The sequence below is a fragment of the Salipaludibacillus daqingensis genome, from assembly GCF_029891575.1.
In the GTDB taxonomy this organism is placed as follows: Bacteria; Bacillota; Bacilli; order Bacillales; family Salisediminibacteriaceae; genus Salipaludibacillus; species Salipaludibacillus daqingensis.
The window spans coordinates 39,256-56,745 of the sequence record NZ_JARZHF010000012.1 but is presented as its reverse complement, the minus strand read 5'-3'; the positions used below and the strand labels follow the sequence as shown (position 1 = coordinate 56,745).

Sequence of the window (17,490 nt, the reverse complement as noted above, 5' to 3'; positions counted from 1 at the left end):
AAGGAGGACATGTATATGTTCGGTTTTATTGCTATTGGTGTTCTTGTTTTACTCGTTATTTTATGGGTGGCTGGTTATAACAAATTGATTAAATTTAGAAACTGGGTAGAAGAATCGTGGGCACAAATTGATGTTCAGTTAAAGCGTCGTTATGATCTAATACCAAATTTAGTTGAAACGGTGAAAGGTTATGCTTCACATGAAAAAGAAACATTAACAAAAGTGGTCGAGTTACGTAATCAAATGGGAGATTCGAATATGAATCGTCAAGACCAAATGGAAGTCAATGATCAATTGAGTGGTGCTCTGAAAAACCTCTTCGCATTGCGAGAGGCTTATCCAGATTTAAAAGCGAATCAGAATTTTGCTATGTTACAAGAAGAATTAACTCAGACAGAAAATAAAATTGCCTATTCAAGGCAGCTATATAACAATACTGTTATGAAATACAACACAAAAATTCAGAGTATCCCTACGAATATTCTAGCGTCTATTCACGGTTTTGGAAAAAGAGACATGTTAGAAGCAAACAAAGAAGAACGAAAAAACGTAGAAGTGAAATTTTGATTGTAGGTGCACACGATGTTACTTTATGAACAAATTCAAAGAAACAAAACAAAAACCGTGTTTATCGTTACATTTTTTGTTGCGTTTGTTTTAGCAGTAGGAGCAGCTTTTTCGTATGCCATGTATGGAGACTTTATTATAGGAATGATCCTTGCTACGCTAATATCGATTGTTTACGTGTCGATTATATTAGCTTCAAGCACAAATGTTGTCATGAAGATGAATCATGCAAGAGAAATTAAATCAGTGGAAGATCATCGTTTTTTATGGCATACGGTTGAAAACATGGCAATGGTAGCCCAAATACCAATGCCTCGTGTATTTATCGTAAAAGATTCTTCTCCTAATGCATTTGCGACTGGACTATCACCTAAAAGTGGAGCGGTTGCTGTCACGTCTGGTCTGATGGATACGTTAAATCGGGAAGAAGTGGAAGGTGTCATTGCCCACGAAATAGCTCATATAAAAAACTATGATGTTCGGTTGTCGACCATTGCCCTTGCACTGGTTTCGGTTATCGCCATTATTAGTGATATTGGTTCAAGAATGTTGTTTTTTTCTAGAGGTGGAAGAAATCAAAAGCAAAGTCCAGTTGTTATGATCATCGCGATCGTTTTGTTAATTGTTGCACCTATCATTGCGATGATGACAAACTTGGCAATATCAAGGAATCGAGAGTATTTGGCAGATGCGAGTGCAGCAGAATTAACGAGAAATCCTTGGGCACTAGCTTCTGCATTGGAAAATATAACGGGAGTAAAAACCCCTGTGAAAGAAGCATCAAATTCTTCCGCGCCACTTTATTTTTCTGATCCACTGAAAAAAGGTGTCAAAGGGCTGTTTTCAACTCATCCTGATCCAAAAGAAAGAATTCGACGTCTGAAAAATATGTAAATATTTTGCTGCGTTTACTTACGAAAGATCTATGAATATCCATAGGTCTTTTTTATTTTTTGTTAATAAGTGAATCAAAAGTCTTGTGATATATGGTATATTTAACGAGATTTGAAAATATAGAATACATAAAAAATTGTTACTTCGTGGGGGTAGAAGATGAAAAATAGTATAAGAGCAAAGATTCTATTAGGTTTTGGTGTTGTACTAGTTATAATTGTAGCAATGTCTGGATATTCGCTATACAACTTGTACACAGTAAATAATCACGTTGATGATATCGTATCTGATAATTTACCGCGCGTTGCAACGAGCGATGAAATGGCTTATAACATGGCTGACCGTATGGCAACGATTCGAGCCTACATATTGAGTGGTGAGGAAGAATATCGCGAACACTTTATTGATATGGCAGCTGAAAGTGAAGAATTAGGGGACTTGTTACTAAATTATTCTAATCGAGATGTCGATGTAGCTCACTTAATTGAGCAGAGTGATCGTTGGAATAGGCTAACGATAGATCGTGTTTTCCCTATGTTTGAAGAACACGGTTTAGATACTGCTTTTATCACAGTAAGGTATGAATTAGATCCTATCGCAGAAGAAGTGCAAGATGGTTTTCGTGGCTTAGCGATAGAAGAGAGAGAAAGTATTGTTTCACTTGGAAGTTCGATGATGGAGCAGGGAACCATGGTCAGGATATTTAATATTATTGCAACTATAACCGGTGTTGCTATTGCAGTCGCCGTAGCATTGTTTGTAGCTAATCGGATTGTGAATCCAATTTTAACTGTTGTAACAAAAATTAAACAAGTGGCAGACGGTGATTTCTCTGGCGATAACATTAAAACGAATTCCAAAGATGAAATAGGACAATTAACGATAGCGGTTAATGATATGGTCATCAATCTGCGTCATCTATTAACGAGAACGATGGAGACGAGTGAAAAGGTAGCTGTTGCATCAGAAAAGTTAACAACAGCATCAGAAAAGTCTTCGGAAGCAACGAATGTCATCTCATCAACAATAAATGATGTTGCCAAAGGAGCAGCTAATACAGTAGAAAGCTCAAACGAGAGTGCTCGTGCGATGGAAGAAATGGCACTTGGAATTCAGCGAATCGCCTCTTCCTCTATGGTTGTGACGGAATCTGCATCGACAGCAACGAATGAGTCAGATGAAGGGAATCGAGATATCAACGAAGCGGTGAAACAGATGGGCTTAATATCAAGTTCCGTTGATGAAACGTCTTCGGTTATGAATGATCTTGGTCAAAGAACAAATCAAATTGGATCGATTGTTGAAATGATTACAGATATATCAGAACAAACGAACTTGTTAGCTCTTAATGCCGCGATTGAAGCAGCTAGAGCAGGCGAACATGGCAAAGGATTTGCTGTCGTAGCAGATGAAGTAAGGAAACTCGCAGAAGAGTCTCGAAAATCAGCGGAAGAAATCGGCAATGTTATTGTTCAAATACAACGTGATACAGAACAAGCATTAGCAAAAATGAGAACGGACACGGAGGAAGTGAATCGAGGGATTGAAAGAGTTCACAAAGCTGGTGATGCTTTTGAACGAGTGAATCAATCGATATTAAATGTATCTACTCAAATTCAAGAAGTTTCCGCAATATCTGAAGAAATGTCAGCGAGTACAGAGCAAGTCAGTGCTTCGGTGGATGAAATGGCAAAAATGGCAGACCATACGTCAGATAGATTTTTAGATGTCAAAAACGGGACAGATAATCAACGAATATCGATAGAAGAGATCACATCATCAGCAGAAGAATTAGATATACTTGCAAAAGAATTAAAACAGGAAGTAAAGAGATTCAAAGTTTCATAAAAAGAAGCAGCTTAGCCTGTTTCTTTTTCTTTTTTGCAGGAAGTTCGTTATAATGAAAGAACAAACCATTTTCCAATTTCATATAGGTGTGATGTGATGAAAAAAACAGCAATGATTCTGCTTATAAGTACCAGTTTACTTCTCGTAATATTCAATTGGGAATGGGTGATGCAGCTTCGTGAAGAAAATTTAAGTTATTTTACAGATGAGTTATTTCCAGAATTAGGTTATCGTATTTTGTTAATAACCATTCCTCTTATGATGATACAAAATGTCATTACAATTTTTCCTATTATCATATTAATTATGGTTCACTTTATTTCGTTCGGTATGATTTTTGGTTTTTTATTTAGCTTGATCGGAACGAGTTTAGGGGCTCTCCTATGCTTTTGGATAACGAGAACAGTTAGTGAAAAAACGATACAAAAATATTGGAAAAGAAAAGAAGAGAAACTCTCCTACATTTTAGATTTGTTGTCATCCTATGGAGTATTTATGATTGTTTTTTTACGAAGTATTCCGATTATGCCGAGTAATTTAATTTCAATTGCTGCTGGGGTTAGTCCAATAAATGATCGGGCGTATGCCTGGTCCACGCTCTTAGGCAACATTTCAATGGTTTGGTTGCTAAGTCTTTTATCAGGTCCACTTTGGATTAATGAGAACCAATACTTCGGTTATTTAGTCGGTTATGTCATATTTTCACTTTTCGTTTTATTGTTTTACTTCATGAAATTTTTTCGAAAGAATGTTCAGTAATCGATAGGAAAAACTTCTTTTGGAGGTGAAGCTTCATGACAGGAATGTTTTCCTCTTTGGAAATAGGATTTTTAGTTATTTTTCTCGTTTTGATGATTACGGTGTTTAGTGTCATAGGTCGGGAAAAATGGAAACGAAAGCATATTGTTTCGATGGCGAGTAGTAGTCGTGATTTAACAGAAAAGGATTTTAAGTCTTTTTCACCACCAATGATTGCTCAATTAATCTATGGGCGAGGGGCGTATACTCGACATATTACTGCAGGGTTATTAAATTTAGTAAGAAAACGAATGTTAACGTTAAAGGAAGATGAGCGAGGGCCTTCTTATTACTTTTCTGTGGAAGGGGTAGAAGAAAAAACAACTTCCAAAAGTGAACAGTATTTAATCGATTGGATATTGTTTGAAGTCGGGCAAAATGGTGTGTTTTATGTCGACGATCTTTTCGTTTATACAGAAGGTAAACATCAGCGAGATATATTTATCCAACGTCTCTATGAATGGGAAGAAACGATGAAGCTTGAGTTAAAGACTAAAGGACTTTTAAATATGTTTCCAAGTTATAAACGAGTGTTACTTATGTTGTCCGTAGTAATGATTTTATTAGGGAGTGGATTTATCATTGCCTCACCGCTCTTAAGTATCCTTTACCTAGTAGCTGGAATCGCTACATTCATTACTATGTTATCTGTTTCTTCTAAGACGTTTGCGGGGCAATTGGAATATCAGAAGTGGCAACCATTTATTGAGGAGCTAACTACTTCGCCTGAGAAAAAAGACGAACAATGGTTAACAGCTAGTTTTGTTTATGCGATTGCCTTCGGGTTAAAAGAAGATTATTTAAGTCATTTCCCTATTCGTGAAGCATCTCAAGTGTCTTTACAAGACGAACGTTTTCCTCTGTACTTTGCGATGGCACCTGGTGCGACGGCAATTTCATTGGAAGGAAAAAACATGGTTGACGATCTCGAAGCATCTTTGGATAAAGTGATTTCTCCAATTGCTCATAGTGAAAACGATATCGAAAACGAGTTTAACGATTTTTCGGAATAGTTCATTGATTTTCTTCTGAAAAGCTTCTAAACAAGGCTTACAGATTGTCGGGAAATCCTCTGTTGCATCTATGCTGAGGGTTTCTTTTTTTCTGTATAAATATTTAATATGAATACTTTTTGTTAGTTAAAGCAGATTAGAATCCCACTTTATTTACACCCTTGTTAAGTGGGATGCGATCTTCGTTATGTTCTGTTCATCGTTACTTCAGCGCTTTTTCGTTAGCGCTTTACAAGCTACGCATCCGCAAAGCTTCGCTCAACAATTCTTTTCTTGAAAATAGAATGAACGTATTTTTTCCAAAGAAAACAGAGGAAAATGATGTTCTATTGAAGAATAGGTAGTATGATATAGGGAAGAAGATTTTACGTTATTGGAGGAGTATATATGAAAACATTTAAGTTATGTTCGTTAATGGTTTTGTTTGATGAAGACAAAGAAACGAATGAAGAAATGAAGGGGAAACAAATCCCGTTAGCAGAGGGATTAATTATAAATAAAGAAGAAGCGGAAAAAAATTGGTTATTAGAAGCGGTACTCGATAAGGAATGGAATGATTTCTTCCAAAATTATCTAGAAACAGAGCAGTCGTTTATGACGGAAGTGACGATTACTAAGAGGACAAATGATCCGGCTACGTTCGTATGTAAAGTTAGATCTGTCAATCAATTAGAAGATCATATTGTTGTTCATTTAGAAGGGATTATTGTTGTAAAAAAAGACGACTTGTCAGATATGTTGATTAAAAACCTTATCGATGAAGGATATGCAGGAGAAGAATTGTATGATGAATACCGTCGTCGTAAGAAAGATAGGGGAAGAGCTATCCAAGGAATTTTAACAAATGCCTACGAACAAGTGAAAGAACAAGGATATTATGAAGCTGAAGGAGAAAATAAATAATTATATCAAGCGCCTTCCTATTAGATTAAGGGGCGTTTTCTACAGTGATGATGAGGAGGGAGTACTTGCATTGAAAATCATTGATGCACACGTTCATTTATCGCATATACATTCTTTTCGCCATACAGCAATAAACTTGTCGCATGTTGATTACTCTTATCACGGCCTAAAAAAAGAGATGAGGGAAAATAACATTTCTTTAGCCATTGGTATGGGACTCCGAGAGCTTGAAGGAGGCGGAGGATTTCCTTGCTCTGCTGCTTCGACACCGATGGGATTAGACATGCTACCTATATCGAGTGATTCTGTCTTGTATTGTGCAGGAATCAATCCTTATCGGCTCAGTCGGCAAGATCTCTATCATTTAGAGAGGGAATTACTACAACCTAAATTAGTGGGGATAAAAATTTACTTAGGGTATTATCCTTTTTATGCTTTTGATCCCATTTATGAACCAGTGTACGCTCTTGCAAAAGATTATAAGTTACCGGTTGTTTTTCATGCAGGAGATACGTATTCAGAGCGTGGGTTACTGAAATACTCTCATCCACTAACGATTGATGAAGTAGCTGTCAAACATAGAGATGTCAGCTTTGTCATTGCTCATTTTGGAGATCCTTGGATGCTCGATGCTGCAGAAGTGGTATATAAAAATCGGAATGTGTTTGCTGATTTATCTGGCTTAATTATTGGTGATGAAAAAGAAGTAAATCGGATCACACGAACACCACATTATTTTAATCATATGAAGCATGCATTGGCTTACTGTGATCATTACGATAAATTTATGTTCGGTACGGACTGGCCGTTAGTAAAAATAAAACCGTATATAGAATTTATTCAGTCTCATATTCCATCATCTTCTTGGGAGGATGTATTTTATCATACGGCGAAAGAAGTGTTCCCATTAATAAAAGCTACATAGTGAAACGAAGCATTGTATTACATGAGCTAAAGCTTAATGTACTTCTTTTTTTCCATAAGTAAATAAGTCTTCAATTTGGCGACTAACTTGGTTTTTTAAATGTGCATTTAGATATTTTGCTGTCACTACATAACCTCGGAAGAAAATGGAGTACTCAGAGAACGTTTCGTCGTATTCATTTAGCTGAACTTTAATACCTAGCTGTTTCATCGAAAACCTTGTGGTGTAGAGTTGTCGACTCAAACGGTGCAGTGTCACCTCCAAGAGACGAATGTATGGATCCTTTAATTTTAGAGGTGCTTGATCTAATCTAGCTAAGTCGATTTCCAGTACTTTGCGAGCCATCTCAAGTAAGATGTATGATTCCGTTAACTGTTCTTCTTCTGCTGTGAGTTTGGCCATTGTGATACCCCTTTCTCATTATAACGATATACGAACATTAGTTCTTATTTATAGTTTACTTTATTCTATAGATTAGTCAAGAACGTTTGTTTGGTAAATGTCTCCTAAGAGCCAAAATGAAAAAACAAAAAAAGAGAAGAAAAGGGAATTTTCTTCTCATAACCTTATTGATTTGTGTTCTCTGTTAAGCCTTTTGAGTAATGTCCGCTTTTAAACTAGGGAACAGAATGTTATTTTCAAGGTGAATATGTTGGAACATATCGGACTCTAGCGCTTCTAACCGTGAAAAAGTTAAATTATAGGTTGTGCAAGCCCCAGCAGGTAGGGTAAAATCATTGGTGATACTACGAATACTCTTTAATAAGTCACCAGCAGCTTCATGTTCTTCTTCCAATTCATCAATGCGTTGAACGGCTTGTGCATAATCGTTCGTGTCTAGCGTTTGTTCATAACGATGAATAGCAGGGAAAACCATTTGCTCTTCTTTTACCATATGTTGCTCTAGTTCCATTTTCAGATTGTGGAACTGTTTATGAAGATCTGCTAACTCTGGGTGAGCACCACCATGAACACGAAATATTTTTGTTACATAAAAACTAAGGTCAGGTAGTTCTTTCAACAAAAAACCGTGATGACGCTGTACAACATGATTCATCAATTCACCATAAGTTGCAGCAGTCCAATCTTTTTGATCTTGGTCCGTTCGATCTTTTGCATTTTGAGACAATGTCTCAAGTGCTTGAAGAATCGACTGTTCATCTAAATTTTTCTCTGCAATCACCTCATGAAGCGGACGCTTTCCACCGCAACAAAAGTCGATTCGATAGTGTTTAAATAGTTCATCTGAATGAGGGATTTCAATGACCAAATCTTTTACCATAGCTTCTCTATTAATCGTTGTATTCATAAGTAATTCCTCCTTATATGATCTGACTTCATTGTAATAGAGATAGGAGTCGTTAGCGGTGATATGAATCACCAAAATGAAAATTAATATCAGTAAAAGCGTTATTGCATTTACAATGCGTTAAATAAATTCACATGATAGGGAGATTGAGACATGAAAAAAACAAACAAATGGTTAACAAGTATAGCGTTAGTGGGGGTGCTCACACTTTCTGCTTGCGGTGACAACGAAGAAAATAATGGAAACGAACAAGAAAATCAAAATAATGAACAAACGGAAGAAAATAATACTGAAAATAACGAAAGTGCAAGTAACGATGCTGATGATTACTATCCACAGTTTACAAATGACGTGGCCGAAAATGAAAGAGAGGCGATCATCCATACAAACATGGGCGAAATTCACATTAAACTATTTCCTGATGCGGCACCTTTAGCAGTGGAAAACTTTCTTACTTTAGGTGAAGAAGGTTATTATGATGGTGTGATTTTCCACAGGGTCATAGAAAACTTCATGATTCAAGGTGGGGACCCTGACGGAACGGGAACGGGTGGACAAAGTGCTTTTGGTGAACCGTTTGAAGATGAATTTGATTCATCCGTAGGTCATTTTACAGGTGCGTTATCCATGGCTAATAGTGGACCAAATACGAATGGAAGTCAGTTTTTTATTGTTAATGCTGAGCCCAATACTCCACAGTTAAACGATGAAGAATCATTAAATGAAATGGGAGAACAAGGACTGGAATTCTCAGACGGATTTAAAGAGAGGTATTTAGAAGTAGGAGGAACACCTCATCTTGATCCAGCACATACCGTATTTGGGCACGTGATTGATGGAATGGATGTCGTTGATGATATTTCATCAGTTGATACAGAAGCGGGAGATCGACCGGAAGAAGAAGTTATTATTGAAACAGTAGAAGTTATAAACTAATTAGAAGCAATGAGCGATGACTTTTGATTTGAGTAACTAGAACTAGCGGAATAAATGTAATATATGGAGACCGACAAATGAAGACGTTCATTTGTCGGTCTTTTTTTTGTTAGGAATAATCGTAAAGTTGCAACGTAAATGAGGAGAGGAACAGGTAATAAAGTCGATATGATATCTGAGAAAGATGGAACTATCAAAGAAGCACCGCAAATTATTTTGCGATGCCATTGAAAGTTTTAGTTATTCTTTTTTAAAATAACGCTAGAATAAGCATCAATATTAAGTATATTGTCTTCTGATAGTGATGTCTGATCAGACTCGCTGAAGTAGAGGGTTGAAACGTCATCTTCGTCAGCAATAGCTATTTCAGACGACTCTTTGCTTAAATTATGAATAACAAGAAGACGCTCATCGTCAGATTCACGAATGAAGGAAACAATGCCTTCACCATCTGTTGAGGATTCTTCGATTTCTCCATAAAGAAGAGCGGAATGAGAGCGACGTAAATGCACCCACGTTTGGTAATGTCTCCAAAGAGAATTTTCATCATCTTTCATGTTTTCTACAGAGGGAGCATCATCAGATCTATTATGGCGAGGATTAATCCATGTCGTTTGACCATCAGCTTCTTCAGGTTCGTCATACCAAAGCATCGGTTCACGGATATGTTCGTCCGGTTTTTGTCCTTCCATCCCTATTTCTTCTCCATAATAAATGAAAGGAGAACCTGGCAAAGATAATAGAAGAGAAGCGGCTATTTTTGCTCGGTCGTCGTTACCTTGAAGTTGACTCATAACCCGGTCGATATCATGGTTCGTTAGAAAGGTTGAATCAATATAGTCATCGGAATAGTCTGCATAACGATCTAGAACATTTACGAGTGATGAAACAAGACGTTGACCGCGTTCTTGTCTAGCTGCTTGAATGATGTTTTCCCCTAAATCAAAATTAAATGTGGAATGAAACCCTCGCTCTAAATAAGGACCAGTGACTTGTGGAATATCCCATACTTCTCCAACTAAAAAGACATCTTCATTCACTGCTTCCATTTCAGAGCGGAACTCAGCCCACCATTGATGATTTTTTTCTGCTTCTCCAGGATAAATGTGTTTTGCAGCATCTAAACGAAACCCGTCTACACCTACGTCATCTAACCAAAATTCACCAATATCATAAATTTTATCTCTAACATCTTGATTATCCATATTCAGGTCAGGCATTCCTTCCCAAAATACACTCATGTATTGATTCGGTTCTTCACCATGCCAAAGGTTCTGTCCCCATTCGCCTCGTTCATCAACATTTGTATCTTCATCAGCCCAAATGAACCAGTCTCTGTAAGGACTATCTTTGTCATTTAATGCCTCTTGAAACCATTCATGTTCGTAGCTAGCATGGTTAACAACCAAGTCCATGATCACTTTGATACCTCTTTCATGGGCTTGATCAATAAACGCACGAAAATCATCAAGAGAACCGTAATCAGGGTTGATATCATAATAATCTGTGACGTCGTAGCCGTGGTACGTAGGAGAGGGATTAATAGGCATTAACCATAAAGCTTCGATCCCAAGTTCTTCTAAGTAATCTAGTCTTTCTGTCATCCCGGCTATGTCCCCGATTCCGTCTCCGGACGAATCTTGAAAAGCTCGGACAAATATTTCATAAAAAACCGTTTCAGGAAAATGATCAATCAATTCCATAGATTCCGAAGGGAAATCACTAGGAGAGTACTGAATAGCGTCATTTGATGTCCCATTTACTCCTTCTTCGTTCGTGTTATTACTCGGATCACTACACGCAGTAAAAAATAGGATTACGAAACAAATCATTGCATAACTAATAAACTTCTTCATATACATCATCCTTTTCTGAAAACGTTTGCTTTTATCATTTTAGCTAATGAAAGCGATTTTTTCAATAGATTTAAAACAAATTAAGCAAACGATTGCACAAATATAAAAAAGAGTGATGATTTTCAAAATAAGTATCTTACGAAAACAGAGTCAAAATAATAAAAAATTGAGGATAATCAGCTAAATGAACGATAATACATTTTAAAACAAAAAAGAAAAAGAAAAAGGGACTTCCCTTTTCTTTTTCTAATGTAGCTTCAAATAATTGATTGAAACTATTAATCTCTAATGGAGTAATACATCATCAAGATTAGTGTAGCAAAAGCTAAAATGATAAAAGGTCCCTCTAGCAAAGAACCTCCATTTTCTCCGTTGCCCTCTGCAAACGCTTGAGTAACAGGAGTGAAAAGCAAAAATAATGCTAAAAATCCCCAAGAAAATAATTGCTTTAACATGTTTATAACCCCCAATCTAACAAACAAGTCTCACATTATATTATAGAAGGATTAGTGGAAGGAATCAATTGAAATCTTTTTTGTACGTATTAAGGACTTTAAACCTAGTTATTATTGATGTATTTATAAGGAAAACATGGAATATATCAAAGAATAGTGGTAATCTATCATTATGAGTAATGCAAAATACACTGATAGAGTAGTTAATTATAGGGGGATCTACTATGAGAGAAGACAATAAAGGGATATTATTAGAGAGTGGAACGAATGAACTAGAGGTCATTGTTTTTCAAGTCGGTAATGGGACTTTTGGTATCAATGTGATGAAAGTAAGAGAAATTATTCAACCGTTAGATGTAACGATTATGCCCCACTCCCATCCTAATGTAGAAGGCGTTATTCGACTAAGAGATGAAATTATTCCAGTCATTAATTTAGCTAAAGCAATTGGTTTTGAAGAGTCGGAACATCCGAACAATGATAAATTAGTTGTTTCGGAATTAAATCAGGTCAAAGTTGCTTTTCATGTTCATTCCGTATCTAGGATTCATCGCATCTCTTGGGAACAAATTGAAAAACCAAATAAGTTAAGTCAAGGGTTACAAGACCTTACTATTGGCGTCATTAAAATGGAAGAACAGATGATTTTATTGCTGGATTATGAAAAAGTAGTTTATGACATTATGCCCGAATCTGGTTTGTCTTCTCGTAAATTAGATGGGATTGAAAAGAAAGGCCGAGCACAGAAAAAACTGTTGATTGCAGAAGATTCACCAATTTTGAGAAAGTTGTTAGAAGATATTTTAAAAGAGTCTGGTTATTCTCAATTAATGTTTACGGAGGATGGCAGAGAAGCATGGGAATATTTACAAGAGCAATCGCAAAGAAATATCGATCTGTTAATTACAGATATTGAAATGCCTTTAATGGATGGACACCATTTAACGAAAAAAATCAAAGAGTCTTCAGATTTTAAAGCACTCCCCGTCGTCATTTTTTCTTCTCTTATTACAGGTGATCTGTTTCATAAAGGTGAGCGTGTAGGAGCAGATTCTCAAATTAGTAAACCTGAGATAGACAAACTTGTTCAAAAATTAGATCAACTGCTTGAAGTATAAACGAATATTGCTAAAAGGATTACTTAACAATTAGGTGATCCTTTTTAAACGTCCATCTGTTCTATAATACTATTATACAGTGGAACACAAATTGGTAAAACTTTAAATAAAGTGATTTAATTACCGTTATACGCTTATATCGTTTTGTAAAAGCTATAATCGATTCGAAAATAGGTTAAATTGTTTTAAAACAATTTATTGTATTTCTATGTTTGTTATAGTACAATTAGGTCAAATGAAAGGATGGAGGGAAATTACAATGTTGATGACTAGTACAGAGTTTTTCAGTAACTTACCCCCGAAAGAATGCTCTAAATGCGGAGAAATAGTAGAAGAGATGCATGAGTGTTACTCAAATGAATGCCTTGACTGTGAATCTGAAATTAAATAATAATAATTTTATCGCTTTCTTTATGAAAGCGATTTTTTTTGTCTTCACTTTTTTAATAGTAAGAAAGGAAGGGTTCTAACTCTGTTTACTTTTTCATTCCTTTGGCTTTCATTTATTTTAGTGATCCTTCAAAAGTGATAGAAAAATATGAAAAAATCTAAAAGAATGAGTTTAAAGAGAAAATGGGAAAGGTAATGAATATAAAAGGGGCGAGGACAATGATTATTAAAGAAGATCAAGATACTGTTATATTCATTGAGCAACATGAACACGCACTGATTTCAGGGCAACTCGTTAACAAATGGCAAGACGCTTTTTTTAATGGAAGTCAATGGAGAACTTCCGTAGAGTATGCTATTACTAATCATGATCGAAGTTGGATACCGCTTGACCGAAAATTTCTTTTTTTAGAAAAAGAAACGATTCCTGCTTCATTTACAGATTATCCTCTAAAAATGAAAATGGATGCTTATGAAATAGGTATTGAGCAGTTAGTTAAAGAAGATGCTTATGCAGGTTTTTTATTGAGCTGCCATTATGCGAGTTTTTTTAATGAAAAAAATGATATAAAAAGTAGTTCATTTATAAAACAACAAGAAGAAAGACAGGAAAGTCTTTTAAAACAGATGTTTTCTCAAGATAAAGCTCTCACTTCAGAGACTAGACAATTTCATTTTGATTTACTTCAACTTTGTGATAATCTTTCCCTTTATTTATGTATGAATCATTGGGGTGTTGATAAAGAAAATGAATTATCGTGGTTTAAAGATGGATTTCCACAACAGTTGAACACGCTTAACAATAAAAAATTCTATTCAAGTTGGGAATCAGAAACAGTTGTAAAGTTGGATCCGTTTCCGTTTGAATCCAATCAATTACACATATCGATTCCTTATAAGCGTTTGGCAAAAAAAGAAATAGGAAAAGTATCGTTAAAAGAAACATATAGAAATACGCCTTATGACTATCACCCTGTCATGCTGAAAAAATAGGCTCTGTAACTTTTTTGATGTTGTCACAAAAATCATACTTTGATCCCGTAGGCGTATTGCTTTTTTATCATCAATAGTAAACTGCCCCCTGTCTACTTGACAAGGGGCAGTTTAAAATGGAAACGATAAATCGTTTTATACGTAAGGTGTTTCGTGTTTTGCTTTTAATGTTACCCAACGGCGTTGAACTTCATTTTCAAAGCTTTTGAGAATATCTTTATTTTCTTCTTTAAGAAGGTGTTTTGATTTACCCATATACTTAAGCCACTCTGGTAGTTCGATTCGCTTGTTCTTCGCTTCTGGGTTAACGGTAATATTCGTTTCGCCACGCTCCACTTCATAAAGAGGGAAGAAGCATGAATCAACGGCTGCTTTGATGATTGATTCGCCATCCCGGTCTGCAGACTTCCAGTTCAATGGACAAGCAATTAATAACTTACCATAAACCATGCCTTCGTTTTGCGCGTACCATTGTGCTTTCGCTGCTTTTTTAATAAGGTCTTGTGGATACGCTTCTGTACCAGTAAAGACATAAGGAATATTCGTTGATGCCATGATCTGTGGAGTATCCTTATGATGGAACGTTTTCCCTTGTTCTTCTTTTCCTACAGATGTTGTGCTAGTCATATGACCTAACGGTGTAGAATAAGACATTTGAGACCCTGTGTTCATATAGCCTTCATTATCATATTCTAAAATAATCATTTTATGATTTCTTAATGCTGTACCAATAGCAGATCCCATCCCAATATCCATTCCACCATCACCAGTAACCATAACGAAAGTGAAGTCTTCATCAATGTCTATTTCACCTCGTTCTTTCATTTCAAAAAATGCTTCGACGGTTCCGGATAATGTGGCTGGACCATTTTGGAACAAGTTATGAATGAATGGTTGTTTATGAGAACTATAAGGGTAAGCGGAAGTTACAACATATCCACAACCTGTATGGAAAAGAATGACTGCATCGCCTTCAATTCCTTTGAAAAATAATTCAAGACCAGGGAAAATTCCGCAACCAGGACAAGCTCCGTGACCTGAAGCAAATCGTTTTGGTTTTGTTGTCAACTGACGAAGTGGAGGAATTTTCACTTTCAATTTATTCGTTTCTTCATCTTCTGTCACTTTAATGAGACCAGTTTTATACGTTTCGCCAGTCATTGGTTGAACGACTTGCTCTAACTTTTTTGCTGGATCTCCTGGCTGAATGCCATAATAGTCAAATGGTTTCTTAATGATGCCAGACTCCGCCGCTTCAATGGCCATGTCGAAAAATGCTTCTGCATCGTCTGCGTAGAAGTCTTTTCCACCCATACCGAATACTCGGCTTAATACGAGGGTGTTGTTGTCAGGGTCTTCTTGAAGTGCGGACTTTAATTCATGTGTTAAGTTGGCTCCTTTTGCTCCGAATGAATCAGCGCGTTCTCCAACTAATACAGCTTTCACATTTTTCAACGCATTACGAAGGTCTTCTGCAGGGAAAGGACGAATAATATTCGGACTAACCACTCCAGCTTTAATACCTTTCGCACGTAACCGATCAACCACATCTTTTGAAGATTCGGCAGCCGAATTTAATAAGAAAACAGCAACTTCCGCATCTTCCATTCCGTATTGATCTAAAATGTCGTAACGACGACCGGAAAGTTCTTCGTACTCGGAGGCAATGTCTTTATAAACGTCATATGCTTTGTAAAGAGCCTCTGACTGTTGGAAATGATTATTCATCAAGTCATCGCCATTCATATGAGCCCCGATTGTGACAGGTTTTGCTTTATTAATGGAAGTCGCATAGCCTTTAGGTGATTCACCGACGAATCCTTGAACGGTTTCACGATCTCTAAATAGGTCTACTTTACGCTTCTGGTGCGATGTATAGAAACCGTCGTAAGCAACGATTACTGGCAAGCGAACGTCTTTATGTTCAGAAAGTTTCAAAGCCATGATGTTCATATCATAGACAGCTTGTGGTGTGCGGGCTGTTAAAATAACCCATCCAGTGTTTAGGCCATAATACAAGTCAGAATGATCTCCACGAATATCTAAAGGTCCACTTACTGCTCTCGTTACTAAATTCATTACCATAGGAAAACGTAGACCCGATTGAACTGGTAATTGTTCGATCATATAAAGAAATCCGTTAGCACTTGTTGCGTTGAAAACACGAGCTCCTGTTGTAGCGGCGCCGAAACAAATACCGGCTGATCCATGTTCACCATCAGCAGCAACTAGTTCAATGTCATGCAACCCTTTTGATTTCATCATATCTAAATATTGTGCAACTTCCGTAGAAGGTGTAATTGGGAAATATCCCATTAAATGATAATTTATTTGAGCTGCGGCCATTGCGGCCATTTCATTCCCAGATTCAAAGGTTGAAATTTGTACAGCGTTTGATTGTTTTTGAATATTTTCTTCTGTCATTGCCATTATTTAACCCCTCCTGCTACAAGTGGAAACTTCTGACTAACTCGATTCGCCTCTGCATACCCTTTAACTTCAGCCATATCGGCTAAGGCATCTGTTGGACAAGCGTCAACACATTTCAAACAACCTTTACAGTATTGATAGTCAACACCTTTAAGGAACATTTGCGGTCGTCCTCGTTTGTCTTCCCCTTGCTCCCAAACGAAACAGTAGTCCGGACAAACCGTGTCACAGGCGGCACAATGAATGCAGCTATCTGCTTTATATTCAGGTAAGAAACCAATACGTGATCCGCTTAAATCTTTTTGAATACTGTTAGCTTGCGCGGAAATGATCCCACCAATTTCTTGCGTTTCATACCCTAAACGTGGCTGAACTCTTGTAAACTCTTTACTCTTAGCATTAGCAGGCACGTCATATGTTTTAAATTGAACTTCTTCGTAACCACGATTAAATGTACGAATATTAGGTTCGACGAAATGCGGATATTTTTTCTCAAATGTTTTGCGAATGACATCTCTCATTTGATCGGCATCTAAAAAATCTAAAATACGGTAAAGCGCACCGAGCATTGCCGTGTTTACCTTTGTTTTTTCTTCATTGGCAATTTTCAACGCATCGACAGCAGCTAACGTACCTGATTCTAAATTTAAATCTTCTTTAATGACATCAAAATCACTTTGCGTATTTACTAACACAACCCCATCTGCGTCTAAACCGCTTACAACGTCAACCATTTTATAAAGCGCTTCATGAAAGACACCGATAACATGTGGTTGCTCGATAGGTGAGTGATCACGAATATCGACATCAGCATCACAAAAGCGAACAAATGATTTTACAGGAGACCCCTTTTTCTCCGATCCATAAGATGAAAAGTTGGATCCGTTTAAGCCTAAGCCAAGCACTCCAGCTTCGGCTAACATTTTCCCCGCGAGATTAGCTCCAAGCCCTCCGATTGATTCGAGGCGAATTTCAAAGAAACCAAGCTCGTTCTTTTTTGGTAAAATAGACATTACATTATCCCCTTTCAAAAATATTGACTAACTCCCTTGGCA

17 protein-coding genes are annotated in these 17,490 nt (G+C 36.7%); 11 read left to right on the top strand and 6 right to left on the bottom strand.

Annotated features, from left to right (window positions below):
- Positions 1-15: 15 nt before the first annotated feature.
- The 7 genes from QDN89_RS19780 to QDN89_RS19750 all read left to right on the top strand — a co-directional run bounded on the left by QDN89_RS19780 (position 16) and on the right by QDN89_RS19750 (position 6,948).
- Positions 16-567, top strand: coding sequence for a LemA family protein (locus QDN89_RS19780; protein WP_280771905.1), 552 nt, complete (start codon positions 16-18; stop codon positions 565-567).
- A 15-nt stretch (positions 568-582) separates the two neighbouring features.
- Positions 583-1,461 (top strand): zinc metalloprotease HtpX, encoded by an 879-nt coding sequence (gene htpX / locus QDN89_RS19775; RefSeq protein WP_280771904.1) that lies wholly within the window; start codon positions 583-585, stop codon positions 1,459-1,461.
- Between the two features lie 159 nt (positions 1,462-1,620).
- A complete protein-coding gene (locus tag QDN89_RS19770; protein WP_280771903.1) occupies positions 1,621-3,309 on the top strand; it encodes a methyl-accepting chemotaxis protein in 1,689 nt (562 codons plus the stop codon).
- Between the two features lie 96 nt (positions 3,310-3,405).
- The gene (locus QDN89_RS19765) at positions 3,406-4,068 is read left to right on the top strand and encodes a TVP38/TMEM64 family protein (RefSeq protein WP_280771902.1); all 663 of its coding nucleotides are present in this window, start codon (positions 3,406-3,408) and stop codon (positions 4,066-4,068) included.
- A gap of 35 nt (positions 4,069-4,103) precedes the next feature.
- Positions 4,104-5,120, top strand: coding sequence for a DUF2207 family protein (locus tag QDN89_RS19760; RefSeq protein WP_280771901.1), 1,017 nt, complete (start codon positions 4,104-4,106; stop codon positions 5,118-5,120).
- Between the two features lie 387 nt (positions 5,121-5,507).
- The gene (locus QDN89_RS19755; RefSeq protein WP_280771900.1) at positions 5,508-6,023 is read left to right on the top strand and encodes a YwpF-like family protein; all 516 of its coding nucleotides are present in this window, start codon (positions 5,508-5,510) and stop codon (positions 6,021-6,023) included.
- 70 nt (positions 6,024-6,093) lie between these two features.
- The gene (locus QDN89_RS19750; protein WP_280771899.1) at positions 6,094-6,948 is read left to right on the top strand and encodes an amidohydrolase family protein; all 855 of its coding nucleotides are present in this window, start codon (positions 6,094-6,096) and stop codon (positions 6,946-6,948) included.
- A 33-nt stretch (positions 6,949-6,981) separates the two neighbouring features.
- On the opposite strand, the gene QDN89_RS19745 is transcribed toward QDN89_RS19750, so the two are convergent.
- Together QDN89_RS19745 and ric are read right to left on the bottom strand one after the other, a co-directional pair.
- Entirely contained in the window at positions 6,982-7,350 is a 369-nt protein-coding gene (locus QDN89_RS19745; protein WP_280771898.1) for a YhjD family protein, read from the bottom strand.
- Between the two features lie 184 nt (positions 7,351-7,534).
- Positions 7,535-8,257 (bottom strand): iron-sulfur cluster repair di-iron protein, encoded by a 723-nt coding sequence (ric, locus tag QDN89_RS19740; RefSeq protein ID WP_280771897.1) that lies wholly within the window; start codon positions 8,255-8,257, stop codon positions 7,535-7,537.
- 153 nt (positions 8,258-8,410) lie between these two features.
- Between ric and QDN89_RS19735 the strand changes: the two genes are divergently transcribed.
- Positions 8,411-9,193, top strand: coding sequence for a peptidylprolyl isomerase (locus QDN89_RS19735; protein WP_280771896.1), 783 nt, complete (start codon positions 8,411-8,413; stop codon positions 9,191-9,193).
- 236 nt (positions 9,194-9,429) lie between these two features.
- Here the strand turns inward: QDN89_RS19735 and QDN89_RS19730 are convergent, their stop codons facing one another.
- Positions 9,430-11,049 carry an alpha-amylase family glycosyl hydrolase gene (locus QDN89_RS19730; RefSeq protein WP_280771895.1) on the bottom strand — a complete coding sequence of 540 codons (1,620 nt, stop codon included), beginning with the start codon at positions 11,047-11,049 and terminating at the stop codon, positions 9,430-9,432.
- Between the two features lie 278 nt (positions 11,050-11,327).
- Positions 11,328-11,504: a hypothetical protein gene (locus tag QDN89_RS19725; RefSeq protein ID WP_280771894.1), complete on the bottom strand. Its 177-nt coding sequence runs from the start codon at positions 11,502-11,504 to the stop codon at positions 11,328-11,330.
- A gap of 224 nt (positions 11,505-11,728) precedes the next feature.
- Between QDN89_RS19725 and QDN89_RS19720 the strand changes: the two genes are divergently transcribed.
- From QDN89_RS19720 to QDN89_RS19710, 3 genes are all read left to right on the top strand, one after another.
- The gene (locus QDN89_RS19720; protein ID WP_280771893.1) at positions 11,729-12,622 is read left to right on the top strand and encodes a chemotaxis protein CheV; all 894 of its coding nucleotides are present in this window, start codon (positions 11,729-11,731) and stop codon (positions 12,620-12,622) included.
- Between the two features lie 208 nt (positions 12,623-12,830).
- Positions 12,831-13,013, top strand: a complete 183-nt coding sequence (gene yhfH, locus QDN89_RS19715) for a protein YhfH (RefSeq protein ID WP_425335430.1) — start codon at positions 12,831-12,833, stop codon at positions 13,011-13,013.
- A 218-nt stretch (positions 13,014-13,231) separates the two neighbouring features.
- Positions 13,232-14,005, top strand: a complete 774-nt coding sequence (locus tag QDN89_RS19710) for a DUF3891 family protein (protein WP_280771891.1) — start codon at positions 13,232-13,234, stop codon at positions 14,003-14,005.
- 135 nt (positions 14,006-14,140) lie between these two features.
- On the opposite strand, the gene QDN89_RS19705 is transcribed toward QDN89_RS19710, so the two are convergent.
- Positions 14,141-16,435, bottom strand: coding sequence for a thiamine pyrophosphate-dependent enzyme (locus tag QDN89_RS19705; protein WP_280771890.1), 2,295 nt, complete (start codon positions 16,433-16,435; stop codon positions 14,141-14,143).
- Complete coding sequence (locus tag QDN89_RS19700) at positions 16,435-17,448, bottom strand: 2-oxoacid:acceptor oxidoreductase family protein (RefSeq protein ID WP_280771889.1); 1,014 nt, start codon at positions 17,446-17,448, stop codon at positions 16,435-16,437. The genes QDN89_RS19705 and QDN89_RS19700 overlap by 1 nt, the downstream gene beginning before the upstream one ends.
- Between the last annotated feature and the right edge of the window lie 42 nt (positions 17,449-17,490).